The organism is Streptomyces lavendulae subsp. lavendulae (genome assembly GCF_002803845.1).
In the GTDB taxonomy this organism is placed as follows: Bacteria; Actinomycetota; Actinomycetes; order Streptomycetales; family Streptomycetaceae; genus Streptomyces; species Streptomyces lavendulae.
The window spans coordinates 5,815,879-5,839,322 of record NZ_CP024985.1; the positions used below are offsets into that span (position 1 = coordinate 5,815,879).

The 23,444-nt window shown below is 73.4% G+C and carries 17 protein-coding genes; 5 read left to right on the forward strand and 12 right to left on the reverse strand.

What is annotated here, in order from left to right:
- Positions 1-36 precede the first annotated feature (36 nt).
- The 3 genes from SLAV_RS25910 to panB all read right to left on the reverse strand — a co-directional run bounded on the left by SLAV_RS25910 (position 37) and on the right by panB (position 2,916).
- The gene (locus SLAV_RS25910; protein WP_030238626.1) at positions 37-888 is read right to left on the reverse strand and encodes an ABC transporter permease; all 852 of its coding nucleotides are present in this window, start codon (positions 886-888) and stop codon (positions 37-39) included.
- Complete coding sequence (locus tag SLAV_RS25915) at positions 885-1,904, reverse strand: ATP-binding cassette domain-containing protein (protein WP_388097634.1); 1,020 nt, start codon at positions 1,902-1,904, stop codon at positions 885-887. Before SLAV_RS25915 ends, SLAV_RS25910 begins: the two co-directional genes overlap by 4 nt.
- Positions 1,905-2,055: 151 nt before the next feature.
- Positions 2,056-2,916 carry a 3-methyl-2-oxobutanoate hydroxymethyltransferase gene (gene panB, locus SLAV_RS25920; RefSeq protein ID WP_100660964.1) on the reverse strand — a complete coding sequence of 287 codons (861 nt, stop codon included), beginning with the start codon at positions 2,914-2,916 and terminating at the stop codon, positions 2,056-2,058.
- Between the two features lie 306 nt (positions 2,917-3,222).
- Between panB and SLAV_RS25925 the strand changes: the two genes are divergently transcribed.
- On the forward strand, positions 3,223-4,251 hold the full coding sequence (locus SLAV_RS25925; RefSeq protein ID WP_030238634.1) for an endonuclease/exonuclease/phosphatase family protein: 1,029 nt from the start codon (positions 3,223-3,225) through the stop codon (positions 4,249-4,251).
- Positions 4,252-4,335: 84 nt separating this feature from the next.
- Here the strand turns inward: SLAV_RS25925 and SLAV_RS25930 are convergent, their stop codons facing one another.
- Both SLAV_RS25930 and SLAV_RS43215 read right to left on the reverse strand, forming a co-directional pair.
- Entirely contained in the window at positions 4,336-6,090 is a 1,755-nt protein-coding gene (locus SLAV_RS25930) for an NAD+ synthase (RefSeq protein ID WP_030238637.1), read from the reverse strand.
- Positions 6,091-6,158: 68 nt separating this feature from the next.
- Positions 6,159-7,952: a DUF4352 domain-containing protein gene (locus SLAV_RS43215; RefSeq protein ID WP_100660965.1), complete on the reverse strand. Its 1,794-nt coding sequence runs from the start codon at positions 7,950-7,952 to the stop codon at positions 6,159-6,161.
- A 253-nt stretch (positions 7,953-8,205) separates the two neighbouring features.
- On the opposite strand from SLAV_RS43215, the gene SLAV_RS25940 reads away from it, so the two are divergent.
- Both SLAV_RS25940 and SLAV_RS25945 read left to right on the forward strand, forming a co-directional pair.
- Entirely contained in the window at positions 8,206-8,943 is a 738-nt protein-coding gene (locus SLAV_RS25940; RefSeq protein ID WP_078950604.1) for a DUF998 domain-containing protein, read from the forward strand.
- The gene (locus tag SLAV_RS25945) at positions 8,940-9,836 is read left to right on the forward strand and encodes an alpha/beta fold hydrolase (RefSeq protein WP_030238646.1); all 897 of its coding nucleotides are present in this window, start codon (positions 8,940-8,942) and stop codon (positions 9,834-9,836) included. Before SLAV_RS25940 ends, SLAV_RS25945 begins: the two co-directional genes overlap by 4 nt.
- A 16-nt stretch (positions 9,837-9,852) precedes the next feature.
- On the opposite strand, the gene SLAV_RS25950 is transcribed toward SLAV_RS25945, so the two are convergent.
- The 3 genes from SLAV_RS25950 to SLAV_RS25960 form a co-directional block, all read right to left on the reverse strand.
- The gene (locus tag SLAV_RS25950; protein WP_030238648.1) at positions 9,853-10,524 is read right to left on the reverse strand and encodes a DUF305 domain-containing protein; all 672 of its coding nucleotides are present in this window, start codon (positions 10,522-10,524) and stop codon (positions 9,853-9,855) included.
- On the reverse strand, positions 10,521-11,171 hold the full coding sequence (locus tag SLAV_RS25955) for a thioredoxin-like domain-containing protein (protein ID WP_030238651.1): 651 nt from the start codon (positions 11,169-11,171) through the stop codon (positions 10,521-10,523). Before SLAV_RS25955 ends, SLAV_RS25950 begins: the two co-directional genes overlap by 4 nt.
- Before the next feature lie 70 nt (positions 11,172-11,241).
- Positions 11,242-11,634, reverse strand: coding sequence for a hypothetical protein (locus SLAV_RS25960; protein WP_158740856.1), 393 nt, complete (start codon positions 11,632-11,634; stop codon positions 11,242-11,244).
- Positions 11,635-11,810: 176 nt separating this feature from the next.
- Here SLAV_RS25960 and SLAV_RS25965 point away from each other — a divergent pair, with 176 nt between their 5' ends.
- Positions 11,811-13,172 (forward strand): gamma-glutamylpolyamine synthetase GlnA2, encoded by a 1,362-nt coding sequence (locus tag SLAV_RS25965; protein ID WP_030238655.1) that lies wholly within the window; start codon positions 11,811-11,813, stop codon positions 13,170-13,172.
- A 149-nt stretch (positions 13,173-13,321) separates the two neighbouring features.
- On the opposite strand, the gene SLAV_RS43220 is transcribed toward SLAV_RS25965, so the two are convergent.
- Together SLAV_RS43220 and SLAV_RS25975 are read right to left on the reverse strand one after the other, a co-directional pair.
- Positions 13,322-15,406, reverse strand: a complete 2,085-nt coding sequence (locus tag SLAV_RS43220) for a PIG-L family deacetylase (RefSeq protein WP_030238657.1) — start codon at positions 15,404-15,406, stop codon at positions 13,322-13,324.
- A gap of 283 nt (positions 15,407-15,689) precedes the next feature.
- Positions 15,690-18,020 carry a PIG-L family deacetylase gene (locus SLAV_RS25975; protein WP_051841356.1) on the reverse strand — a complete coding sequence of 777 codons (2,331 nt, stop codon included), beginning with the start codon at positions 18,018-18,020 and terminating at the stop codon, positions 15,690-15,692.
- A gap of 208 nt (positions 18,021-18,228) precedes the next feature.
- On the opposite strand from SLAV_RS25975, the gene SLAV_RS25980 reads away from it, so the two are divergent.
- Entirely contained in the window at positions 18,229-21,216 is a 2,988-nt protein-coding gene (locus SLAV_RS25980) for a bifunctional [glutamine synthetase] adenylyltransferase/[glutamine synthetase]-adenylyl-L-tyrosine phosphorylase (protein WP_030238664.1), read from the forward strand.
- Positions 21,217-21,229: 13 nt separating this feature from the next.
- Here SLAV_RS25980 and SLAV_RS25985 read toward each other — a convergent pair whose 3' ends face one another.
- The gene (locus tag SLAV_RS25985; RefSeq protein ID WP_158740858.1) at positions 21,230-22,681 is read right to left on the reverse strand and encodes a hypothetical protein; all 1,452 of its coding nucleotides are present in this window, start codon (positions 22,679-22,681) and stop codon (positions 21,230-21,232) included.
- A 41-nt stretch (positions 22,682-22,722) separates the two neighbouring features.
- Positions 22,723-23,322, reverse strand: a complete 600-nt coding sequence (locus SLAV_RS25990; RefSeq protein ID WP_030238668.1) for a TetR/AcrR family transcriptional regulator — start codon at positions 23,320-23,322, stop codon at positions 22,723-22,725.
- Positions 23,323-23,444: the final 122 nt, after the last annotated feature.

The window sequence follows — 23,444 nt, forward strand, 5'->3', positions numbered from 1 at the left end:
CCGGGACGCGATCCGGACGGACCGGCCGGGACAGGATCAGGTCTTCTGACGGAACTTGCGGACCGCCAGCGGCATGGTCACGGCGGTGAGGCCCACCGACCAGGCCAGGGTGATCCACACGGAGTTCCCGAGGGGGGTCCCGTTGATCAGCCCGCGGGCCGCGTCGGCCAGGTTCGACAGCGGGTTGACGTCCGTGAAGCTCTGCAGCCAGCCCGGCATCGTCGTCGGCGGGGCGAAGATCGAGCTGCCGAACTGGAGCGGCATCAGCACCAGCATCGCCATGCCCTGCACGGCCTGCGCGGTCTTCATGGTGAGACCCAGCAGGATGAAGATCCACATCAGGGAGGCGCCGAAGACGGCCGACAGCCCGATGGCGAGGAACAGGTCCAGCACCGAGGACTTGATCGACAGGCCGAGCAGGAAGCCCATCCCGAGCAGGATCGAGATGGCGACCATCATCCGGCCGAGCTCGACCACGATCTTGGCGATGAGCACGGAGGAGCGGGCGATCGGCATGGACCGGAACCGGTCCATCACACCCTTCTTGAAGTCGTCGTTGACCCCGGTCCCGACGCCCATCGCGATGTTCATGCCCATCATCGCCATCAGGCCCGGGACCACGTAGTTGACGTACTCGCCCTGGTTGCCCTTGCCGGAGATCGCACCGCCGAAGACGAACACGAACAGCAGCGTGAAGATGATCGGCATGAACAGGACGTCGAACATCGACTCGGGGTCCTGCTTGATCTGCAGGGCGTTGCGGCGGGCCAGGGCGCCGATGTGCCGCAGGTTGGCCCGCAGCCCGATCCGGTCCTCGGCCGGGGGCCGCGGACCGGCGGCCGGGGAGGCCGCCGGGGTGCTGGGCTTCGTCGTGGTTACGGTGCTCATGCCGCGACCTCCTCGGTCTGCTCGGTGGGAACGGAGTCCTCGGCGGCGGGCTTCTGGCCGGTGATGGCCAGGAAGACCTCGTCGAGGCTGGGCAGGTAGGTGCCGATGTCGGAGATGGCGTACCCGCGGGCCGCCAGCAGCCCGACGACGGCCGTCAGCTGCTCGTCGGCCAGGATCGGCACCAGCAGCGTCCCCTCGTCCGGGACGGCCTGGGATCCGGCGACGCCGTCCAGCCCGGTCTCGGCGAGGGCGCGGGCCATGCCCGGCAGGTCGGCCGGGTCGGCCGGCCGGATGCGCAGGGTGCGGCCGCCGACGCGCGCCTTCAGCTCGTCGACCTTGCCGTTGGCGATGACCTTGCCGCGGTCGATGACCGTCAGCTCGCTCGCGAGCTGCTCGGCCTCCTCCATGTACTGGGTGGTGAGCAGCACGGTGGCGCCCTCGGCGACCAGCCGCTGCACCTCGTCCCACACCTCGTTGCGGGTACGGGGGTCCAGACCGGTGGTCGGCTCGTCCAGGTAGAGCACGGCCGGGTTGCCGATCAGCGAGGCGGCCAGGTCGAGACGCCGGCGCATGCCGCCGGAGTAGTTCATCACGGCCTTCTTCGCGGCCTCGGTCAGGGAGAACCGCTCCAGCATCTCGTCCGCCCGCTTCCGGGCGTCCTTGCGGGACAGGTCCAGCAGCCGGCCGATCATGTAGAGGTTCTCCCAGCCGGAGAGCTTCTCGTCGACCGAGGCGTACTGGCCGGTCAGGCCTATGGTGCGGCGCAGCTGCCGGGGCTGGCGGACCACGTCGTAGCCCGCGACCCGGGCGGTGCCGGAGTCCGGGACGATCAGGGTGGACAGGCAGCGGACCAGGGTGGTCTTGCCCGCCCCGTTGGGGCCGAGGACACCGAGGACGGTGCCTTCGCGCACGTCCAGGTCGACCCCGTCGAGGGCCTTGGTCTCGCCGTAGTGCTTGACCAGTCCCCGGACCTCCACGGCGTGGGGAGAGTTGTCGTTTCGCGTCATGTCCACCATGGGACCATCCGCCGCTGACAAAGCTCCGACAGCCGGCCGACAGCCGGCCGACGGGCCACCGACGGAAAGACGACGGGAAGGCGGCGGCCCGCCGACGTCGTGTCGGCGGGCCGTCGCCCACTCCCGGCGGGGCCGTGCGGCCCCGGCCCGATCAGTGGAAGGCGTGCTCCGGCTGGGGGAACGTTCCGCCGACCACGTCCTCGGCGAAGGCCTTCGCCGCGTCCGTCATCGTGCTCCGCAGGTTCGCGTACTGCTTCACGAACTTCGGCATCTTCCCGCCGGTCAGGCCCATCATGTCGGTCCACACCAGCACCTGCGCGTCGCACTCCGACCCGGCGCCGATGCCGACGGTCGGGATGTGCAGGGACCGGGTGACCTCGGCGGCGAGCTCGGCCGGGACCAATTCCAGGACCACCGCGAAGGCGCCCGCGTCCTGCGCGGCCTTGGCGTCGCGCAGCAGCTGGTGCGCGGCCTCGTCGCTGCGGCCCTGCACCCGGTAGCCCATGGCGTTCACGGACTGCGGGGTCAGGCCCAGGTGGGACATGACCGGGATGCCGGACTGCACGATCAGCTCGGTCTGCGCCAGCGACCGCTCGCCGCCCTCCAGCTTGACCGCGCCGACCCCGGCCTCCTTGACCAGCCGGGTCGCGCTGCGCAGCGCCTGCACGGCGCCTTCCTGGTAGGAGCCGAAGGGCAGGTCGCCGACGATCAGGGCCCGGCTGGTGCCCCGTACGACGGCCGCCGACAGCAGGGTCATCTCGTCCATCGTCACGGGGACGGTGGTCTCGTAGCCGAGGTGACAGTTGCCCATCGAGTCACCGACGAGCATCACCGGGATGCCGGCCTCGTCGAAGACGGACGCCGTCATGGCGTCGTAGGCGGTGAGCATGGGCCACTTCTCGCCGCGTTCCTTGGCGAGGGCGAGGTCGCGGACGGTGATGCGCCGGGTGCCCGCACCTCCGTACAGGGTGGGGGAGGCGGCTTCGCGGGCAGGCGAAACGGCGTGCGTCATTGCAACTGCTCCTTGTGTCATCTCGAGGCGCCCTCACGGCGTCCCCGGACTCACCCACCATGGTGGCACCCCCACCGCCGTGCGCGGAAGTGGCCGGGTTCCGACGCGCTGACCCGTACGTCACACTCCTGGCCCGCCTCCGGGCGCGCCCGAGCCAATGTGCGCGTTTCGTGACAAGCGGAACCCTTGCCGCACGGCCGTTCGTCCTCCCGGTCGTACGGCCGCGAGGACGGCACGGAAGGCCCCGTACATCGCCTAGGGTCAAGGGGCGGAGACGGAGCGCGAGCACGGCAGCGAGGACATGGCATGGCACAGGCGTACATGACGGAGACGGGGAACGGCGGCGCAGAGCCCGGGCCCTCCGGATCCGGTCTCCGACGCCGACTGGCCGAACTGCGCCACGACCGGGGCATCTGGCGGCGCGGGATCGTCACCGCGGCCCTCGCCGCGCTGGTCTCCCTCGTCATGATCTTCCACGCGGAGCTGCCGAACGACATCGGGAACCTCGGCAGCCTCACCGAGACCTTCCTGCCCTGGCTGGGCCTGTCCGTGCCGCTGCTGCTGGTCGCCGCCGTGGTCCGCAAGTCCGCCACCGCGCTGATCGCGATACTGCTGACCACGGCGGTGTGGGTGAACCTCTTCGGCGGGCTGATCACCGACAAGTCCGCCGGCGGCGGCAACCTGATGGTCGCCACCCACAACGTGGACGCCGACAACCCCGACCCGCGCGGCACCGCGGCCTCCGTCGCCAAGTCCGGGGCCGACGTGCTGGCCCTGACCGAGCTCGCAGGCGACGCCGTCCCGGTCTACGAGAAGGCCCTGGCGGACACGTACAAGTACCACGCGGTCGAGGGCACCGTCGGCGTGTGGAGCAAGTACCCGCTGACCTCCAGCAAGCCCGTCGACATCCGCCTCGGCTGGACCCGCGCCATGCGCACCACCGCCGCCACCCCCTTCGGCGAGATCGGGGTCTACGTGGCCCACCTGCCGTCGGTGCGCGTCAAGCTCAACGCCGGGTTCACGGCCAACCAGCGCGACAACAGCGCCGACGCGCTGGGCGCGGCCCTCGCCTCCGAGGGGCTGAAGAAGGTCGTCCTCCTCGGCGACCTCAACGGCACCATGAACGACCGCTCCCTGTCCGAGGTCACCTCCCAGATGCGCTCCACCCAGGGCGCAGCCGGCCACGGCTTCGGCTTCAGCTGGCCCGCGCAGTTCCCGATGGCCCGGATCGACCAGATCATGGTGCGCGGCATCAAGCCGGAGGCCTCCTGGACCCTGCCCCGCACCGGCAGCGACCACCTCCCGGTGGCGGCCCGGCTCACCGTCCGGCCGTAACGCCCCCGTCCACGCCGAAGGCCCCCGGACGCTCCCGCGAGGAGCGTCCGGGGCCTTCGGCGTGGCGTACGGCGGGCGGGGGAGCTACGCGTGCTCGCGCCAGCCGTTGGTGATGGGCAGGCGGCGGTCCTTGCCGAAGCCCTTCGCCGAGATCTTGGTGCCCGGCGGGTACTGGCGGCGCTTGTACTCCGCCGTGTCCACCATGCGCAGGGTCTTCGCGACCAGCTCGCGGTCGAAGCCGGCCGCGACGATCGCCTCCAGGCCCTGGTCGCGGTCCACGTACAGCTCCAGGATCGCGTCGAGCACCGGGTAGTCCGGCAGCGAGTCCGTGTCGACCTGTCCCGGGCGCAGCTCGGCGCTCGGCGGCTTCACGATCGAGTTCTCCGGGATCGGCGGGGTCTCGCCGCGTTCGGCGGCCGCCCGGTTGCGGTACTCGGCGAGCCGGAAGATGTCCGTCTTGTAGACGTCCTTGATCGGGCCGTAGGCGCCGACCGAGTCCCCGTAGAGGGTGGAGTAGCCGACGGCCAGCTCGGACTTGTTGCCCGGGGCCAGCACGATGTGGCCCTCCTGGTTGGAGACCGCCATCAGCATGGTGCCGCGCAGCCGGGACTGGAGGTTCTCCTCGGCGAGGCCGGTGAGGCCCAGCGAGCCCATGTACGCGTCGAACATCGGCTCGATCGGCACGGTCCGGAAGTTCAGGCCGGTCCGCTCGGCCAGGTCGGCCGCATCGCCCTTGGAATGGTCCGAGGAGTACTTCGAGGGCATCGAGATGCCGTACACGTTCTGCGCGCCGATCGCGTCGCAGGCGATGGCCGCGACGAGGGCCGAGTCGATGCCGCCGGAGAGGCCGATCAGGACGGAGCGGAAACCGTTCTTCTTCACGTACGCGCGCAGGCCCACGACGAGCGCGTCGTAGATCTCCTCGTCGTCATCCAGGCGGTCGGCGTAGCCGCCGGCCACCACCGCCTCGAACGGGGCCGCCGGTTCCTCGGAGAGGATCACGCGGTCGATCCGCAGGCCGTCGTCGACGACGCCCTCGGGGGCGTCGGGCCGGGCGGCCGGCAGGTCGAGGTCGACGAGGACGCAGCCCTCGGAGAACTGCGGGGCGCGGGCGATGACCTCGCCGTCGGCGTCCACGACGATCGAGTCGCCGTCGAAGACGAGCTCGTCCTGGCCGCCGATCATCGCCAGGTACGCCAGGGTGCAGCCGGCCTCCTGGGCGCGCTTGCGCACCAGTTCGAGGCGCAGGTCGTCCTTGTTGCGCTCGTACGGGGAGGCGTTGATCGAGACCAGCAGTCCGGCCCCGGCGGAGCGGGTGGCCGGCACCCGGCCGCCCTCCTGCCAGAGGTCCTCGCAGATGGCCAGCGCCACGTCGACGCCGTGCACCCGGATGACCGGCTGGGTGTCGCCCGGCACGAAGTAGCGGAACTCGTCGAAGACCCCGTAGTTGGGCAGGTGGTGCTTGGCGAAGCGCAGGACCACCTCGCCCCGGTGCAGCACGGCGGCGGCGTTCTCGGGGGAGCCGGCGGGCCGGCCCAGTCGGGGCGCGGCCTTCTCGGTGCGGTCGAGGTAGCCGACGACGACCGGCAGCTCGCCGAGGCCCTCCTCGGCGAGCCGCCGCGCGAGGTCGCGCAGCGCGGCGCGGGAGGCCTCGACGAAGGAGCCGCGCAGGGCGAGGTCCTCGACGGGGTACCCGGTCAGCACCATCTCCGGGAACGCCACCAGATGGGCGCCCTGCTCGGCGGAGTGCCGGGTCCAGTGGACGACCGAGTCGGCGTTCGCGGCGATGTTGCCGACGTGCGAGTCGATCTGATTCAGAGCGAGGCGTAGTTGAGGCACGGGGCCCAGTGTAATCGTCTTTCTGACGCGATGTCCTGGGCCCCCGTGCTTTCACGAGGTCGGATGCGTCACCCGACGGGCCCGGCGAACGTCGCGTCGGGCATCAGGAGGCCGGGGGAGAGCGTGGCGGAGACGCTGCGCGTGCCCTCGGGGACCTCGAAGGCGGCGGTGCCGGTGGCGGACTCGCCGGGCCGGATCGTGCCCTGGATCCGCTTGGGCAGCCGGCCGTCGAAGACGAGCTTGCCCTCGGCGCCCTTGTCGTCCGCGAGTTTGGGCATGGCGTAGATGACGTCGTGGGGCCGCTTCGAGGTGTTGGTGATGGTGAACGACACCTCCACCGCGTTGCCGACCGGCAGGTACTTGTTGGAGCTGGTGTACCGCTTCGGGGTGGAGAGGCTCACCTGGATCCCGTTCGGGTACGTGAACGTCTGGCCGAACGGGAGCGGCGTGCTGATGCCGGGGCCGGTGGACGGCATGTCGGGCGGCAGCGTGAAGCCGGACGGCGAGGGCAGGACGTCGGGGTCGTAGTCGGGGTCGTCGTACTCGGGGTCGTCGTACCAGTCCGTGCCCCGGTGCTGGTCGACGCGGTCCGGGAACTTGTCGACGACGGCCATGGTGAAGAGGAACCCGCCGGCGGTGGCAGCGAGACCCAGCAGGCCGAGGGCGATGCCGACGACGGACATCACCTTGCGCGGGGCGCCGCGGTTGGCGCGCACCAGACCGGCGATGGAGAGGCCGATGCCGGTGAGGGCGAGGGCGCCGCCGACCCAGAACACGAAGGGGATGAGGCCGATGCCGATGGCGAGGACGGAGAGGACGAGGCCCGCCACGGCCTGGCCGTTGGAGGGCGCGGGGGGTGCGAGGGGATAGCCGGGCGCCCCGTAGCCGGGGAATCCGGGCAGGCCCGGCCCTCCGTAGCCGGGCGCCCCGTAGCCGGGGTGGCCACCGGGGGGCGGCGGGGCCCAGGCGTTGGCCGGAGCCCCGTACGCCCCTGCGCCGGGCGCGGCCGGGGCGGGACCGACCGGCGCGAACCCCGCCGGGGCGGGAGCGGGCCCCGGGGCACCGGGCACCGGAGTCGCCCACGGATCCGCAGTCCCGGCGGGCCCGGCCGGGGGCGCGGCGTGACCGAACCCCTGCGCCGCGGCGGCGGGCGCCCCGAACACGGGGGCCGCCCCGGGGGCGGCGGGGGCCTGCTCCGGGGAGGGCCGGGTGGCCTCGGGGGCGGAGGGGGCCTTTTCCAGGGAGGGCTTGGCGGCCTCGGCGGAGGGGGCCTTCTCCAGGGAGGGCGCGGGGGTTGCCGCGGAGGGGGTGTCCTCCGGGGAGGGCCTGCCGGCCTCGGGGGCGGGCGCCACCTTGTCCAGGGAGGGCTTCGGGGCCTCGGCGGCGGCCGGGGTTTCCTCCGGAGACTGCGCGGGGGTCCCTGCGGCGGCGGGGGCCTGGTACGGAGAGGGCCTGCCGGCCTCGGGGGCGGGCGCCACCTTGTCCAGGGAGGGCTTCGGGGCCTCGGCGGCGGCCGGGGTTTCCTCCGGAGACTGCGCGGGGGTCCCTGCGGCGGCGGGGGCCTGGTACGGAGAGGGCCTGCCGGCCTCGGGGGCGGGCCGCGCCTTCTGCAGGGACGGCTTGGCGGTCTCCGGGGTGGCCGGGGCCTTGTCCAGGGACGGCTTCGGGGCCGCAGGGGCGGCCGGGGGCGCCTCGGGGGTCTGCGCGGTGGCCGGGGGTTCCGCCCGGGGCGCCTCGGGGGCCGGGGTTTCCTCTGGAGCTGTCGGAGGCGTCGGGGGCTTCGGCAGGGACGGGCCCGGCGGGGGTATCGGGGTTCCCTCGGGCTCGGTCGGGCTGTCGGGCGGGTTCGGGGGCGTGCTCATGCCTGGCGGAGTCCCTCGGAAGTGCGGTGTACGGCGTACAGGGGCCTGCGCCAGCCTGCCACGCGCCCCGCCCGCCTCCAACCGGATACCCCGTCCGGCCCCGGCACCCGGGGGAATTCGACCGAACTGCCGCGAGCGGGCCCGGCCCCCGGGGAACGCTCCCGTACCCCGGCACGTTTTCCGGGCGGGGAGTCCGGCGGTCCCGCGGGGAGCCCCCGCGTCCACCCCGGATCTGCTGAGGACCACTCACACCATGCGCAAGAACGCCGCCGAAGGCGCAGGAAGCACCGGCCGAGGCAAGGGCACCGGCAAGGGCAGTGCCCGGGCCGTCGCCGCCCTCATCGGGCTCGGCGCCGCCGCCTACACCGCCTGGGTGCTCGAAGTCGTCCTCTCCACCGGCGTCAACCCCATCGAGACGTACGTCAGCGAGCTCGCCGCCCAGGACCAGCCGCTCGGCGGCCTCTTCCGGGCCACCGACTTCACCGCCGGGCTGCTCGCCTTCCTCGGCGGCCTGCTCGCCCTGGCGCGCCTGCCGCGCCACCCCGAATCCCGCCGCCCCTGGGCCGTCGCCGGGTGGGCGGGCATCACCCTCTTCGGCGCCGCCACCGCCGCCGACGCCTGGCTGCCGCTGAGCTGCCAGCCGACCGTCGACCCCGTGTGCGCCGCCCGCGAGACCGCGGGCCTCGTCCCGGCCACCCACCAGGCGCACGCCGTCAGCAGCAGCCTCGCCATGACCGGCGCCCTCGTCGGGATAGTGGCCCTCACCGTCGCCGCCCGCCGCTACGGCCGCCTCGCGCCGCTCGCCCGCTTCGGCCCCGCCCTCGTCGCCCTGGAACTCCTCGCGACCGTCTGGACCCTGACCGCCATCGCCCTGTTCACCGCCGGGCACGGCACGTGGGCGCTCGGGGCCGGCCAGCGGCTCCAGGTGCTGCTGGTGGCGATCTGGCTCGGGGTGCTGGCCCGTTCCGTGCACCGTGAGGGCCGCACGTGACCGGGCCGGCCACCGGCACCTTCGTCCGGGTCGACGGGGTCCCCCTGCACGTGGTCGTCGAGGGCCGCGGCCCCGTCGTGGTACTCAGCGCCGGGCTCGCCCTGGCCTGGTTCGACTGGGACCCCGTCGCCGCGCCGCTCGCCGCCCGGGGCCGCACCGTGGTCCGCTTCGACCGCCCCGGACACGGGCTCAGCGCCCCCGCGCCCGGCCCGGCGGGAGCCGCCGACGAGGCGCACCGGATCGCCGCCCTGCTGGACGTGCTCGGTCTGACCGGCCCCGTCACCGTCGCCGGGCACTCCCTCGCCGGGTTCCACGCCGAGGCCTTCGCCCGTCTGCACCCCGGCCGCACCGCCGCGCTGGTCCTCGTCGACTCCAGCGTGGAGGAGGCCCCCCGTACGAGGCTGCCCGCCGCCTGGCGCACCGGCGCCGCCCGCGCCCTCGGCCGGGCCGTCACCGCGGCCGGGATCCCGGCCGCGCTGGGCCCCGCGGCCCGGCGCGGCGTCGTACGGGCCGGCCGGACGGGCGGGGCCGCGGACCCGGCCGCGCGGGACCTCGTACGCCGTTGCTACCGCACCGGCCGCGTCTGGCGCGGCGCGCTGCTGGAGAACGCCCGCTACCCCGACACCGCCGCCGAGCTGCTCGCCCTGCGCGCGGAGCACCCGCTGGCCGCGCCCGCCACCGTCCTGGCCGGCCACGACGGCGGCACCGGGCGCGCGGCCCTGCGCTGGCTGGCCCGCCAGGCGGACCTCGCCGACCGGATCGGCGCCCGCTTCGAGGTGGCGCAGCCGTCCGGCCACCTCGTCATGCTGGACCGCCCGGACCACGTGACCCGGGCGATCCTGCACGCGGCGGACCCGGCGGACCCGGCGGACGGGACGGACCCGGCGGGCTGATCCGTGCGGTCGCCCTTCACCCGCGCGGGGCCGCCCCGCGCTGCTTGAGCATGTCCGCCATCAGGGTGAGTTCCGACTGCTGCGCCTCGACCATGCCCTGGGCCAGCGCCCGCTCCGCCGGCGTCCGGCACTGCGCCGCGCAGCCCTGGGCCATCGCGACGCCCCCCTTGTGGTGGTCGGTCATCAGCTGGAGGTACAGCACCTCCGCGTCCCGCCCGTTCACCGTGCCGAGCCGGTCCAGCTCCTCCTTGGTCGCCATGCCGGGCATCAGCGCCCCCGGCTTGGCCGCGTGCCCCATGTGCGCCGCGTGCTCGCCGCCCCCCTCGGAGGCGGACATCCACGACATCGGCGGCTCGTCGGCCAGCACCTTCGGCAGCCCCCACAGGTCCAGCCAGCCCAGCAGCATGCCGCGCTGGTTGGCCTGGGTGTTGGCGATGTCGTAGGCGAGGCTGCGCACCGGCTCGTCCTGGGTGCGGTCGCGGACGATGAAGGACATCTCCACCGCCTGCTGGTGGTGCACCGCCATGTCCCGGGCGAAGCCGGCGTCCGGGGAATAGAGCGCCGGCGCGGAGGCGGAGGGGGCGGCCGAACCGCCCGCGCCGCCGTTCGCGGTGGCGACCGTGGCCCCCACCGCGAACAGCACCGCGAGGACCACGGCCGCGCCCGCGGCCCAGTACGTACGGGTCACTTGTCGGCCAGACCGTTGGTGCAGGCGGCGCCCGGCTCGGGCGTCTGCGGGCCCTGCACGTACTTGGTGAAGAACTGCGCCACGCGGGGATCGTCGGCCTTGTCCACCGTCAGCTGCTTGCCCCACGCGCTCAGCATGATCGTCCCGGCCTGCTCCTTGTCCGGGCTCATCAGCGTGTACGGGGTCTTGCCCACCTTCCCGGCGAGCGCCTCGACGTCGCCCGGGGCGGCCTTCTCGTTGTACGTCACCCACACCGCGCCGTGCTCCAGCGAGTGCACCGCGTTGACCTCGGGGATCGGGTTCTTGTAGACGTCGCCGTTGCAGTTCATCCAGCGGGGGTTGTGGTCGCCGCCGACCGGCGGGTTCATCTCGTACTTGACCGGGGTCTCGACGTGGTTGCGGCCGAGCTTCTTGACGTCCCACTCGCGCTCGCCGCTCACCGGCGCCTTGCGGGCGGCGGCCGTGTCCTTGTCCTTCTGCTTCTGCTCGATCAGCAGCCACGAACCGAAGCCGACGAGTCCGGCGACGATCACCGTGGAGATGCCGATGGCGAGGAACTTGTTGCGCCGGTCCCGTGCCTTCTCGGCGCGCCGCATCTCGGCTATGCGCTGCTGGCGGGAGTTGTTGTCTGACGTCCTGCTGGCCATGTGCCCTGGTTCCTTCTGCTGAGGGGGGTGTCGTGGTGGAGCCGTGGATGCGTTCGGGGCGCCGCGGCGCTCACGTCCGCAGCACTTGCAGGGCGTACCGGCCGGGTGCGCGCGCCAGGGTCCCGTCCGGCCGTACCGGCCCGGCCGCGGCGGCCGGGCGGACGGCGGCCGCCACCCGGTCCTGCGGCAGCGCCACGGCGGGCGGCGGGGCGGGCAGCACGGCCGGGGTCACGTGGGCCAGCGGGGAGCAGCCCGGCAGGTCGTACGGGGACACGCAGGCGGCGTGCGCGACGTGCGCGGAATGCGCCCCGGAGCCGCCCGGGTGCGGCGCGTGCGCGGCGGCGGGCCGCGCGCACAGGAAGGCGACGCAGGCGGCCACGCCGAAGGAGATCAGCAGCAGGAGGGCGGCGCGGCGCACGGGTCGCCCGTGGCTCCCGCTCCGCGTGTGCTCCCAGCCCCCCATGGGCGCAGATGGTAATGCTCATGACGGCCCGGTGGTCAGAGCGGGGGTGTCATCGGCTTTCGGGGGTGCGTAATGTGGCGGAAACCACCAATGGCGATACTGGGCGGGCCCGACCGTGCGCCCCCGGTCCCTCGGGTCGGTGGTGCACGGATCGTCTGAACTGCGAGGATGAAGGCATGGACAAGCAGCAGGAATTCGTCCTCCGGACGCTGGAGGAGCGGGACATCCGCTTCGTGCGCCTGTGGTTCACCGACGTGCTCGGCTTCCTCAAGTCCGTCGCGGTCGCCCCGGCCGAGCTGGAGCAGGCCTTCGACGAGGGCATCGGCTTCGACGGCTCGGCCATCGAGGGCTTCGCCCGGGTCTACGAGTCCGACATGATCGCCAAGCCGGACCCGAGCACCTTCCAGATACTGCCGTGGCGCGCCGAGGCCCCCGGGACCGCCCGGATGTTCTGCGACATCCTGATGCCGGACGGCTCCCCGTCCTTCGCGGACCCGCGCTACGTCCTCAAGCGCATCCTGGCCAAGACCTCCGACCTGGGCTTCACCTTCTACACCCACCCGGAGATCGAGTTCTTCCTGCTGAAGGACAAGCCGCTGGACGGCTCCCGCCCGGTGCCGGCGGACAACTCCGGCTACTTCGACCACACTCCGCAGAACGTCGGCATGGACTTCCGCCGCCAGGCGATCACCATGCTCGAATCCATGGGCATCTCGGTGGAGTTCAGCCACCACGAGGGGGCCCCGGGCCAGCAGGAGATCGACCTCCGCTACGCCGACGCCCTCTCGACGGCCGACAACATCATGACGTTCCGCCTGGTCATGAAGCAGGTCGCCCTGGAACAGGGGGTCCAGGCCACCTTCATGCCCAAGCCCTTCTCGGAGTACCCGGGCTCGGGCATGCACACCCACCTGTCCCTCTTCGAGGGCGACCGCAACGCCTTCTACGAGTCGGGCGCCGAGTACCAGCTCTCCAAGGTCGGCCGCTCCTTCATCGCGGGCCTCCTCAGGCACGCCGCGGAGACGGCGGCGGTCACCAACCAGTGGGTCAACTCCTACAAGCGCATCTGGGGCGGCTCCTCCCGCACGGCCGGCTCCGGCGGCGAGGCCCCTTCGTACATCTGCTGGGGCCACAACAACCGCTCGGCGCTGATCCGAGTCCCGATGTACAAGCCGGGCAAGACGGGTTCCTCCCGGGTCGAGGTCCGCTCGATCGACTCGGGCGCCAACCCGTACCTCACCTACGCGGTCCTCCTCGCGGCGGGCCTCAAGGGCATCGAGGAGGGCTACGAACTCCCGGCGGGCGCCGACGACGACGTCTGGGCCCTCTCCGACGCCGAACGCCGCGCCATGGGCATCGAACCCCTCCCGCAGAACCTCGGCGAGGCCATCTCCCTGATGGAACGCAGCGAACTGGTCGCCGAAACCCTCGGCGAACACGTCTTCGACTTCTTCCTCCGCAACAAGAAGCAGGAGTGGGAGGAGTACCGGAGCGAGGTCACGGCCTTCGAACTCCGCAAGAACCTGCCCGTTCTGTAGGGCCCCGTTTCACCCCCCTCCGGGCCGCCGGTCGTCGACCGGCGGCCCGGAGGTGTGTCCGGGGTGGGTGGGTCAGGGTGTGGTGCAGGTGAAGGTGACCTGGTCGCTGCGGGCCGTCAGGTCGGCGGAGGGGCCTGCCCGCCGGGAGGTCAGGACGGTGCGGCCGGGGCGACGGCCGGATGCCAGGTGGCGGGGGGCGCGGCCGGCCGGGTCGTCGCGGTGTGGAGCAGGGCGTCCAGGCCCAGGACGGCGGTCGTGGTGGTGCCCGCGGGGCCGAGGACCGCCGCGGGGGCGCCCGCGTACAGCATCCGGGACTCGGTCCAGGCGGGCGGCCCGCCGAGGGCCGCGGTGGCGACCGCACCGGTGTCGGCGCGGCCCGTCAGCACGCGGCCCGCGGCGGCGACCGCCCCGTAGCCGGCCCGGCCCCCGGACTCCCCGAGGCCGGTGACCTGCGGGGCGCCCGGACCCGCCGTGACCAGGGCGGTGCGCACCACCCCGGAGTCGGGGCGGCGGAAGTAGAGGCGGACGCCCGCGCCGTCGCGGGCCGCCGACAGGGGCACGGTGGTGGCGGGCAGGGCGGTGGGATGGGGCCCGGTGAGCGGGGCTCCGGGGGAGGGCTGGGTCCAGGCGATGACCGACTTGGTGGTGGTGGCGTAGACGTGGCGCCGCCCGGCCGCGTCGGTGAGGGTCACGGGGTCGCTCTGCAGGTCTTCCCCGCCCAGCTGCTCCCAGTCGCCGAAGGCCCCCGACGGCTGCTGGACCCGGGCGCGCAGGGTGCGGCGGGTGTCGCGGAGGTAGACGGTGAGCAGGCCCCGGGCGTCGGCGACGGCCGCGGGGGCGCTGATGGCGGAGGTGCCGGGTTCGTCGCCCGGCTCGGGGGTGCCGAGGGACTGCCAGGGGCCGAAGGGGCCGTCGGGCGCGGACTGGACGGCGTAGACGACCTCGCGCCGGTAGTCGGCCGGCCGGGGTCCGAGGGTGGTGCGGGTGGCGAGGACGGCGACGCGGCCGTCGGGGAGGCGGGCGGTGCCGGCGCCGGGGTCGATGCCGGTGCCCGGCAGCAGCGCGGGTCCGGTCCAGGTCCCGGCCGGGTCCCGGGACCAGAGCGCCATCCGCCCGTCGAGCGCGGCGAAGGCCCACAGGCGGCCCGGGGTGCCCTCGACGAGCCAGGAGGTGGTGTCGGCGCGGGCGTAGCGCAGGGACTGGGCCCAGTTGCGGCCGGTGGGGCTGCCCGCCACCTTGCGGTCGCCGCAGCCGGAGGGGCTGCCGCAGTAGTCGGTGCGGTCCTGCCAGGCGTACGTCTTCAGGAAGCCGATCTTGGTTTCGGCGGTCTGCGGGTCCAGCGCGTGGGGGAGGGTGCCGTTGTGGTAGCCGAGGTAGTTCTGGACGGTAAAGCGCGGCCGGTCCGTGACCCGCTCGGCGTAGGCGGCGGTGCCCGCCTGCACGAAGCGGGCGCCGTACATGTGGTCCTGGTGGTCGGTGAACTTGCCGGTGTCCGCGTACCGGTTCGGCGTCGGGTCCTGCATGCGTATCGTCGTCGGCCGGTACCGCTCCAGGATCCCGGCTATCGACTCGACGACCTGGTCCTTGGTGTACGCGAACGACTGCCGCACCGGGGTGCCGGTGGTGAGCTGGGCGCCGAGCGCCGGTATCCGGCCGTTCCACAGGCCGCGCAGGCTGTCGGGGTTGTCGCCGGCCGGGCTGCGGGCCTCGCGCAGCTGCAGCCAGACGAGGTGGACGCGGGGCCGGGCGGTGAGGACGTCGAGTTCCGCCTGTCCGCCGCCCGCGGTGGGTATGACCGTACGGGTCCACGCGCTCGTGCGGTCGCCGGTGGCCATCTGGGCGTAGGCCGAGCGGATGCCGTTCTGCCGGGCCTCCGCGTAGCGCGCGCGGTCGGCGGGCTGCTCGGGGTCCCTGGCCTCCCCGCCGTGCGCCTCGTTGCGGCCGTCGGCCTCGCCGGAGGTGAGGTAGACGGTGGTGAGGGGGAGGCCGGCGGCGAGGGACCTGCTGAGGTCGGGGTTCATGAAGAACAGGTCGTCGTCGGGGTGCGCGACGATCTGGACCACCGTGCCGGAGGTGGTGCTTGCGGGGAGGGCCGGGCCCCGGCCGGGCCGGTCGGTCTGGGTGGCCTCGGCCGAGGTCTGCCGGCCGGTGGCGATGGAGAGCGCGCCGGAGGCGCCCACGGTGAGCATGGGCACCACGGCCGCGAGGAGGAAGCGGCGGCGGGATACGGGCATCGGTCACGCCTTGAGGTCGTTCCGGACGGGCAGGAAGAACCGCTGTGCAGTCAGTGAGAGGCCAAATCGGGGGAGTTGGTTCACCGATTTCGCCGATGACGCGTGCTTTCCGGAAATGACCGGTTGTGATGGTGCCCGGTGGGGCGCGGGCGTGCACAAGTGACCGGATGGTGGACCTGGTTGGCGGGCCCGGAACGCAAACAACACCCCGAGGAGGGGTGTTGAGGGCGGTATGTGGCTTGAGTGCGTTTATGGGACGTTACGAGAGCCTGCGGGTGTTTCGCTACGGGGCCGTGCTGCGCGGGCCCACCGGCTGCCACGGCGCCAGGTACGCGTCGGCCTCGTCCGCCGACGAGGTCACGTAGAGGCGCGCGTCGAGCCCGACCACCGCCAGGCTGACCATGTTCTTCCCGGTCATCGTGCTGGACGGCGCGCCGGCGAACATCAGCGGCGAGCGCTGCCAGGGCTGCCCGATGCCCACGTCCGAGCCGAGCCGCCCGCCCGCCGTGCGGCCCGCCAGCACGTGTCCGCTCGCCGTCACCGAACCGAAGCCCTGGAGCCCGCCGAGGTCGGTGAGGTTGTTGACCTTCAGGCCGCCTTCGCCCGTCATCAGGGCGGTGCGGACGTTGCCGGAGCCGGGCTTGCGGAACCACAGCCGCACCCCGCCCTCGCGGGCCTCGGCCGTCAGCGGGAGCGTGGTCTCGGGCAGCCCGGTGTGGGTGGCCGGGCCCAGCGGTGCGCCCGGTTCCGGCTGCGCCCAGCCGATCACCGTCTTGGTGGTGGCGGCGAACACCATCCGGCGCCCGGCCCCGTCGGTCGCGGTGGCCGGGGTGCCGTGCAGGTCGCTCCCGCCGTGGTTCTCCCAGGGGCCCCAGCTCCCGTCGGCCCGCTGGGCGCGGCCCCGCAGGCCGGAGGCGCCGTCGCGGACGTAGACGGCCGCCAGTCCGCTGCCGTCGACGGACACGGCCGGGGCGCTGATGTCGGAGGTCCAGGTGTCGTCGGCGGCCTCGGGGGTGCCGAGGGACTGCCACTCCCCGAACTCCTCGGAGCCGGGGTCGCGTTGGACGGCGTAGACCACCTCGCGGCGGTAGTCGGCGGGCCGGGCGCCGAAGGTGGTGCGGGTGCCGAAGGCGGCTATCCGGCCGTCCGGCAGGGTGACCGTGGAGATCCCCTGGTCCATGCCGGTGCCCGGGAGCAGGCGGGGGCCGCTCCAGCTGCCGATCAGGCCGGCGCGGTGCCAGACGGCGACCTGGCCGTCGAGCACCTTGAACGCCCACAGGCCGTGGTCCCGGTCGGAGGTCAGCCAGGAGGTGCTGGTGTCGCGGGCGTAGTTGATGGAGTCCGTCCAGCGGTTGCCGGAGGGGTGGTCGGCGACCTTGAGGTCACCGCACCCGGCCTCGCTGCCGCAGTGGTTCTGCCGGTCGAGCCAGGCGTAGGTGTCCAGGATGTCCAGCTTCTCCTTGGCCTCGCCGGGGTCCAGGGCGAGGGGGAGGGAGCTGTTGAAGTAGCCGACGTAGTTCTGCACGGCGAAGTGCGGGCGGTCCTTGACCTCCCGGGCGTAGGCCTCGGCGGCCATCTGCACGAACCGGGCGCCGTAGAAGTGGTCCTGGTGGTCGGTGTACCGCTTGGTGTCCGGGAAGCGGCCGGGGGTCGGGTCCTGCATCCGGATCGTCGTCGGGCGGTAGGTCTCCAGGACGCCCTCGATCGTGCGGACGACCTGCTCCTTGGTGTACGTGAACCGCTGCTTGACCGGGGTGCCGGAGGCGAGCATCGACTCCAGGTGCGGGACCCGGCCGTCCCACAGGCCGTGGAGGCTGTCGGGGGCGTCGCCGTAGACGTTGCCCGCCTCGCGCATCTGCAGCCAGACGAGGCTGACCTCGGGCTTGGCCTCCAGGACGTCGACCTCGGCGTGCCCGCCGCCCTTGGTGGCCACGACGGTGCGCTTCCAGGGGCTGCTGCGGTCGCCGGTGGCCATCTTGGCGTAGGCGGCGCGGATGCCGTTCTGCCGGGCCTCGGCGTAGGCGGGCTTGTTGGGCGCGGTGGTGGCCTGCTTGGCGGCGCCGGCGTTGATGCCGTCGGCCTCGCCGGAGGTGAGGTAGACGGAGGTCACGGGGTGGCCGGCGGCTATGGAGTATCGCAGGTCCGGGTTCATGAAGTACAGGTCGTCGTCGGGGTGCGCGACGATCTGCAGTACCCGCCCGGGGTCGGGGGTGCCGGCCGCGGTGGCGGTGGTCAGCCGGGAGTCGGCGCCGGTGGGCGCGTCGAGCGCGGCGTAGGCCTCGTTGCCGCGGAGCACGAGCATCCCGGCGGCCGTGGCGGCCGCGCAGGCGGCGACGGCCTTGACGATCCGGGCCCGGTGCAGCGCGGGGTGCGCGGGCCGGTGGTGGGCGGGCCGGCCGGAGGGGTACGCGGCCGGGGCCGGACCGGTGGCCTGGCGGGGAACCCGGGGGCCGCCGGAACCGCCGCGGGGTCCGTTCGCGTCGTCCACGGCGTCGGTCGCCTCCGGCTCGGGCCGCGGTGTCGCCCCGCTGGAGGCCGGCTGGTGCGCGGCGGGCCGGCGCGGGGGCGGGACGGAGGGCGGCGTCGGGGCGGAGAACGGACGTCCTTCGGACATGGGGCTCCTCGCAACCGGTCGGACGGGGACCGGGCCCCTGACGCATAGATCTAAAAGTAACCAGAAAATCTGATAATCCGCCTCATGATATTCGCCACGACACGCCGGTGAGTCGAACGCCTGCTCCGGCTAGGCTCGCCCCAGGCCGGCCACCACCACCGGCAGCGCCGGCGGACCACCGGCGGCGACGCACTCGGGAGGCGGCGGGATGACAGTCCCGGGACGCAGGAGCAGCACCTTCATCCGACTGCTGCGCAGCGGGTTCACCGACCCGTCCGCCGCGGCCCGGCTCCTCGACGCCGACGCGCTGGCCGCCGTACGCGCCGACCCGGTGCTCCTCGACGCCCTCGGCGCCACCGCCGACCCCGACCTCGCCCTCCTCGGCCTCGTCCGGCTCGCCGAGGCCCAGCCGGCCGAGGAGCTGCCCCTGCTCCTCGACACCCTGGTCAGCGCCAAACCCCTGCGCGACCGCCTCCTCGGCGTCCTCGGCGCCTCCGAGGCCCTCGGAGACCACCTCGCCCGCCACCCCCGCGACTGGCAGGCCCTGGTCACCTACGAGGCCGCCGACCTGCACCCCGGCCTCGCCGAGTTCGAGCAGGGCCTCGCCGACGCCCACGACCCCGTCGCGCTGCGCGTCGCCTACCGCCGCTGCCTCCTGTCCATCGCCGCCCGCGACGTCTGCGGCACCACCGACGTCGCCCAGGCCGCCGCCGAACTCGCCGACCTCGCCACCGCCACCCTCCGCGCCGCCCTGCGCATCGCCACGGCCGCCGCCCCCGAGGACGCGCGCCAGTGCCGGCTCGCCGTCATCGCCATGGGCAAGTGCGGCGGCAACGAACTCAACTACGTCTCCGACGTGGACGTGATCTTCGTCGGTGAAGCCGCCAACGGCACCGACGAGGGCAAGGGCGTCCAGGCCGCCACCCGCCTCGCCTCCCACCTGATGCGGATCTGCTCCGAGACCACCGTCGAGGGCACCATCTGGCCCGTCGACGCCAACCTCCGCCCCGAGGGCCGCAACGGCCCCCTGGTCCGCACCCTCTCCTCCCACCTCGCCTACTACCAGCGCTGGGCCAAGACCTGGGAGTTCCAGGCCCTGCTCAAGGCCCGCGCGGTCGCCGGCGACGAGGGTCTCGGCGCCGAGTACATCGCGGCCATAACCCCCCTGGTCTGGCAGGCCGCCGAACGCGAGAACTTCGTCGCCGACGTCCAGAAGATGCGCCGCCGCGTCGTCGACAACATCCCGGCCGCCCAGATCGAGCGCGAGCTCAAACTCGGCCCCGGCGGCCTGCGCGACGTCGAGTTCGCCGTCCAGCTGCTCCAGCTCGTCCACGGCCGCAGCGACGCCACCCTGCACTCCGGCACCACCCTCGACGCCCTGCACGCCCTGGCCGCCGGGGGCTACGTCGGCCGCGCCGACGCCGCCCAGCTCAACGACGCGTACCGGTTCCTGCGCTCCATGGAGCACCGCATCCAGCTCTACCGGCTGCGCCGCACCCACCTCGTCCCCGAGGACGAGGCCGACCTGCGCCGCCTCGGCCGCTCCCTCGGCCTGCGCACCGAACCCGTCGCCGAACTCAACAAGGCCTGGCGCCGGCACGCCTCCGCCGTCCGCCGCCTCCACGAGAAGCTCTTCTACCGGCCCCTGCTCGACGCCGTTGCCCAGCTCGCCCCCGGCGAGACCAGGCTCTCCCCCCGCGCCGCCGGCCAGCGCCTCGAAGCCCTCGGCTACGCCGACCCGGCCTCCGCCCTGCGCCACCTCGAAGCCCTCGCCTCCGGCGTCAGCCGCAAGGCCGCGATCCAGCGCACCCTGCTGCCCGTCATGCTCGGCTGGTTCGCCGACTCCGCCGACCCGGACGCCGGGCTGCTCAACTTCCGCAAGGTCTCCGACGCCCTCGGCAAGACCCCCTGGTACCTGCGCCTGCTGCGCGACGAGGGCGCCGCCGCCGAGAACCTCGCCCGCGTCCTGTCCGCCGGACGCCTCGCCCCCGACCTCCTCATGCGCGCCCCCGAGGCCGTCGCCCTGCTCGGCGACGCCGGAGGCCTGGAACCGCGGACCCACGAGGCCCTCGCACAGGAGGTGCTCGCCGCCGTCGGCCGCGCCGAGAGCGGCGAGGCCGCCGTCACCGCCGCCCGCGGGGTCCGCCGCCGCGAACTCTTCCGCACCACCGCCGCCGACATCATCGCCTCCTACGGCACCGAGGACAGCCCCGCCGAAGAGGACCCCGGAGCCCTCGTCGACCGGGTCGGCGACGCCGTCTCCGACCTCACCGCCGCCACCGTCGCCGGCGCCCTGCGCGCCGCCGTCCGCGACCACTGGGGCGAGACCCTCCCCACCCGCTTCGCCGTCATCGGCGTCGGCCGCTTCGGCGGACACGAACTCGGCTACGGCTCCGACGCCGACGTCCTGTTCGTCCACGAACCCCGCGAGGGCGTCGATGAACAGGAAGCCGCCAAGGCCGCCCAGACCGTCATCGCCGAGATGCGCCGCCTCCTACAGCTCCCCACCGCCGACCCGCCGCTGCTCATCGACGCCGACCTGCGCCCCGAGGGCCGCTCGGGACCCCTCGTGCGCACCCTGTCCTCGTACGCGGCCTACTACCGCCGCTGGTCCCTGACCTGGGAGAGCCAGGCCCTGCTGCGCGCCGAGCCGGTCGCCGGCGACGACGACCTCGGCCGCCGCTTCATCGAGCTCATCGACCCCCTGCGCTATCCCGTCGAGGGACTCGGCGAGGACGCCGTGCGCGAGATCCGCCGGCTCAAGGCCCGGATGGAATCGGAACGGCTGCCGCGCGGCGCCGACCCGACCCTGCACACCAAACTCGGCCGCGGCGGCCTCAGCGACGTCGAGTGGACCGTCCAGCTGATCCAGATGCGGCACGCCTGGGCCGAACCCGGCCTGCGCACCACCCGCACCCGCCAGGCCCTGGCCGCCGCCCACGCCGCCGGGCTGATCCCGACCGAGGAGGCACAGGTCCTCGACGAGGCCTGGGTACTCGCCACCCGGGTCCGCAACGCCGTCATGCTGGTCCGCGGCCGGGCCGGGGACACCTTCCCCGCCGACGCCCGCGAACTGGCGGCCGTCGGCCGCTACCTCGGCTACCCGGAGGGCAGGGTCGGCGAGATGCTCGACGACTACCGCCGCACCACGCGGCGCGCCCGCGCGGTGGTGGACGAGCTGTTCTACGGGTCTTAGGGGGGGGCGGGGCCTACGGGGCGGGGGAGCGGCCCGGGTCCAGCAGGGTGGCGAAGGGGATCTCCGTGACCGCGGAGTCGTATTGGTCGACGCCGTACCTCTCCGAGGACTCGGCGTCGGCCGACACGTGACCCTTGGAATCGCGCGGGGAAATCAGAACGGCGATGCCACTGTTCGGTGCGCCGAACGACCGGTACGTATTGATGTACCGGGGCCTGCGCGTCACGTTGATGATGTTGTTGTTGTGGCGCACCCTCGCGTGGTACAGGACGTAGTCGAGGCATTTGACGGCGGCGCAGTCGAAGAACCTGTCCGTCTTCTGTTTCCAGGAGAAGACCGGATATCTGAGTTCGTCGTCGACCTTTCCGCGGTCCCCCCTCATGAAGGTGACCGACACGGTGGCCATGACGAGGTCGTACGGTGCGTCCGTGGGGATCTGGACCACTCGCTCCGTGCTGTAGTCGGCTCCCGGCGCGACCCAGGAATCCACCGGGACGACCGGACCGCTGTTGATCACCTGGTACCCGGTGGGCTGCACGTGGAGCTCCACGTCCGCCCGGCCCTCCGTATCGGCACGCCATTTCTTCTGCTCCACCACGGTCTTCTTCCCGTCGAAGACGGATTCCCGGCCGTATACCAGGTAGGCACTATTGAGGACGTAGGCCGGAACGGCCCCGTCGTTCGCCACGTGGAGCTTCACCGGAAGGTAGATGACGGGGCGTTCGGGATCCCGCTTCGGCGTTCCGAACGTCGCCTGCACCTTGAAGTGGAAGAGCGCGGCGTGCGGCTGGTAAACGGCCGAATAGGCGAAGTTGGCGGAGGCCAGCACGGCCGTCGCCGCCACGCCCGCCGTGAAGCTCCGGGGATAGGGGATCCCCTTCCAGGCCCGTGCCCGCCAGACCGTCCACGCGGCCCACACCGACCAGAGCGACAGCGCGAGGAACACCGGCAGGTACGGCGTCCACTCCCGCTCCTGGAACCAGACGGCCATCAGCAGGGCCTCCGTCCCCACCGCGATGAGCACGCCCAGCAGTACCAGGGCACCCGAGTACCGCAGCGTCCGTTTTCCCCAGAAGTCGAACACCGCGGCGGCCGCGACCGCCTGCACCGCTCCGGCGAGCACGAGGAGCATCCCGGTCAGGCGCCCCGAGAAGGTCAGTGCCCCCAGCGCGTCCACCATGCCGATGTCGGCGAGCAGGAGGGCGGACACGAGCAGCCCGGCCACCAGCAGCGCGATCGTGGCGCGCCGCCGCAGCGTGCGGTCCGGCCACAGGGTGCCGTCCGCCCCGCGCCAGGTGACCGAGGCCCGGTCCGCCAGGTCCGTGTCGGGCGGCAGCCCCGCGCGGCGCAGCTGTCTGCGCAGGTCGCGCAGGGACCAGGCGCTGCCCGCCGGTGCCCCGTCGACGGTGACCGCACGCAGGCCGCGCTCGTCCGGCGCCTGCACGACCACCCTGCGCCCGCTCATGCCCCCAGGCTCGCGGTCCCGCCCCGGGGGCGCACCCGGGGTTACTCCACCCGCAAGGTCGCGGCGTGCGCCAGCAGGGCCGTCAGGGCCAGGTCGAAGGCGGCGTCCGCGCGGTGGGGGCCGCCCGCCGTCAGGGCGGCGGCCAGCAGGGGGGTCCGCGGGGACGGCTCCCACATGGCCTCGGGGGCCGCCAGGTCCAGTGCGGAGCCCAGGATCAGGTTCTCCAGGCCCGTCAGCAGCGGCATCACCCGCTCCTCGGGGAACCCGGCCGCCCGCAGCAGCGCCACGGCCCGCTCGTACTGCGCGAGCACCTTCGGGGCCCGCACCGGCGTGGTCATCAGCAGCGGGATCGCCCGCGGATAGGCGGCGAAGGCGGCCCGGTACGAGCGGGCCCACCGCTCCAGGGCCCGGTCCCACGGCTCCAGCTCCAGTGCCGCGTCGTCGATCGCGGCGCACACCCGCTCCCGTACCAGCTCCACCACCCCGGCCCGGCCGTCCACGTGGTGATACAGCGAAGCCGTCTGCACCCCCAGCGCGCGTGCCACCTGCGGGACGCTGAACTCGCCCTGTTCCGCGAGCAGTCGGAGTGCGGCAGCAGCGATCCGCTCCCGGTCGAGCAGGGGGGTGCGCGGCCGTGCCATCGGTTCTCTCCCACCGTGAGGTCTTCCCGTACGCCGAAAACGGAGGCTACATTGCCGCGAACCGAAAGCCTTTAGGTTTCCGGTTCCCCCGCCGCCTGCCGTTCGCAGAAGGGTGCCCCCGC

Coding starts and splice junctions, on each gene's coding strand:
- SLAV_RS25910 (WP_030238626.1), bottom strand. CDS start 888: ATGAGCACCGTAACCACGACGAAGCCCAGCACCCCGGCGGCCTCCCCG.
- SLAV_RS25915 (WP_388097634.1), bottom strand. CDS start 1,904: ATGGTGGACATGACGCGAAACGACAACTCTCCCCACGCCGTGGAGGTC.
- panB (WP_100660964.1), bottom strand. CDS start 2,916: ATGACGCACGCCGTTTCGCCTGCCCGCGAAGCCGCCTCCCCCACCCTG.
- SLAV_RS25925 (WP_030238634.1), top strand. CDS start 3,223: ATGGCACAGGCGTACATGACGGAGACGGGGAACGGCGGCGCAGAGCCC.
- SLAV_RS43215 (WP_100660965.1), bottom strand. CDS start 7,952: ATGAGCACGCCCCCGAACCCGCCCGACAGCCCGACCGAGCCCGAGGGA.
- SLAV_RS25940 (WP_078950604.1), top strand. CDS start 8,206: ATGCGCAAGAACGCCGCCGAAGGCGCAGGAAGCACCGGCCGAGGCAAG.
- SLAV_RS25955 (WP_030238651.1), bottom strand. CDS start 11,171: ATGGCCAGCAGGACGTCAGACAACAACTCCCGCCAGCAGCGCATAGCC.
- SLAV_RS25960 (WP_158740856.1), bottom strand. CDS start 11,634: ATGGGGGGCTGGGAGCACACGCGGAGCGGGAGCCACGGGCGACCCGTG.
- SLAV_RS25965 (WP_030238655.1), top strand. CDS start 11,811: ATGGACAAGCAGCAGGAATTCGTCCTCCGGACGCTGGAGGAGCGGGAC.
- SLAV_RS43220 (WP_030238657.1), bottom strand. CDS start 15,406: ATGCCCGTATCCCGCCGCCGCTTCCTCCTCGCGGCCGTGGTGCCCATG.
- SLAV_RS25975 (WP_051841356.1), bottom strand. CDS start 18,020: ATGTCCGAAGGACGTCCGTTCTCCGCCCCGACGCCGCCCTCCGTCCCG.
- SLAV_RS25980 (WP_030238664.1), top strand. CDS start 18,229: ATGACAGTCCCGGGACGCAGGAGCAGCACCTTCATCCGACTGCTGCGC.
- SLAV_RS25985 (WP_158740858.1), bottom strand. CDS start 22,681: ATGAGCGGGCGCAGGGTGGTCGTGCAGGCGCCGGACGAGCGCGGCCTG.
- SLAV_RS25990 (WP_030238668.1), bottom strand. CDS start 23,322: ATGGCACGGCCGCGCACCCCCCTGCTCGACCGGGAGCGGATCGCTGCT.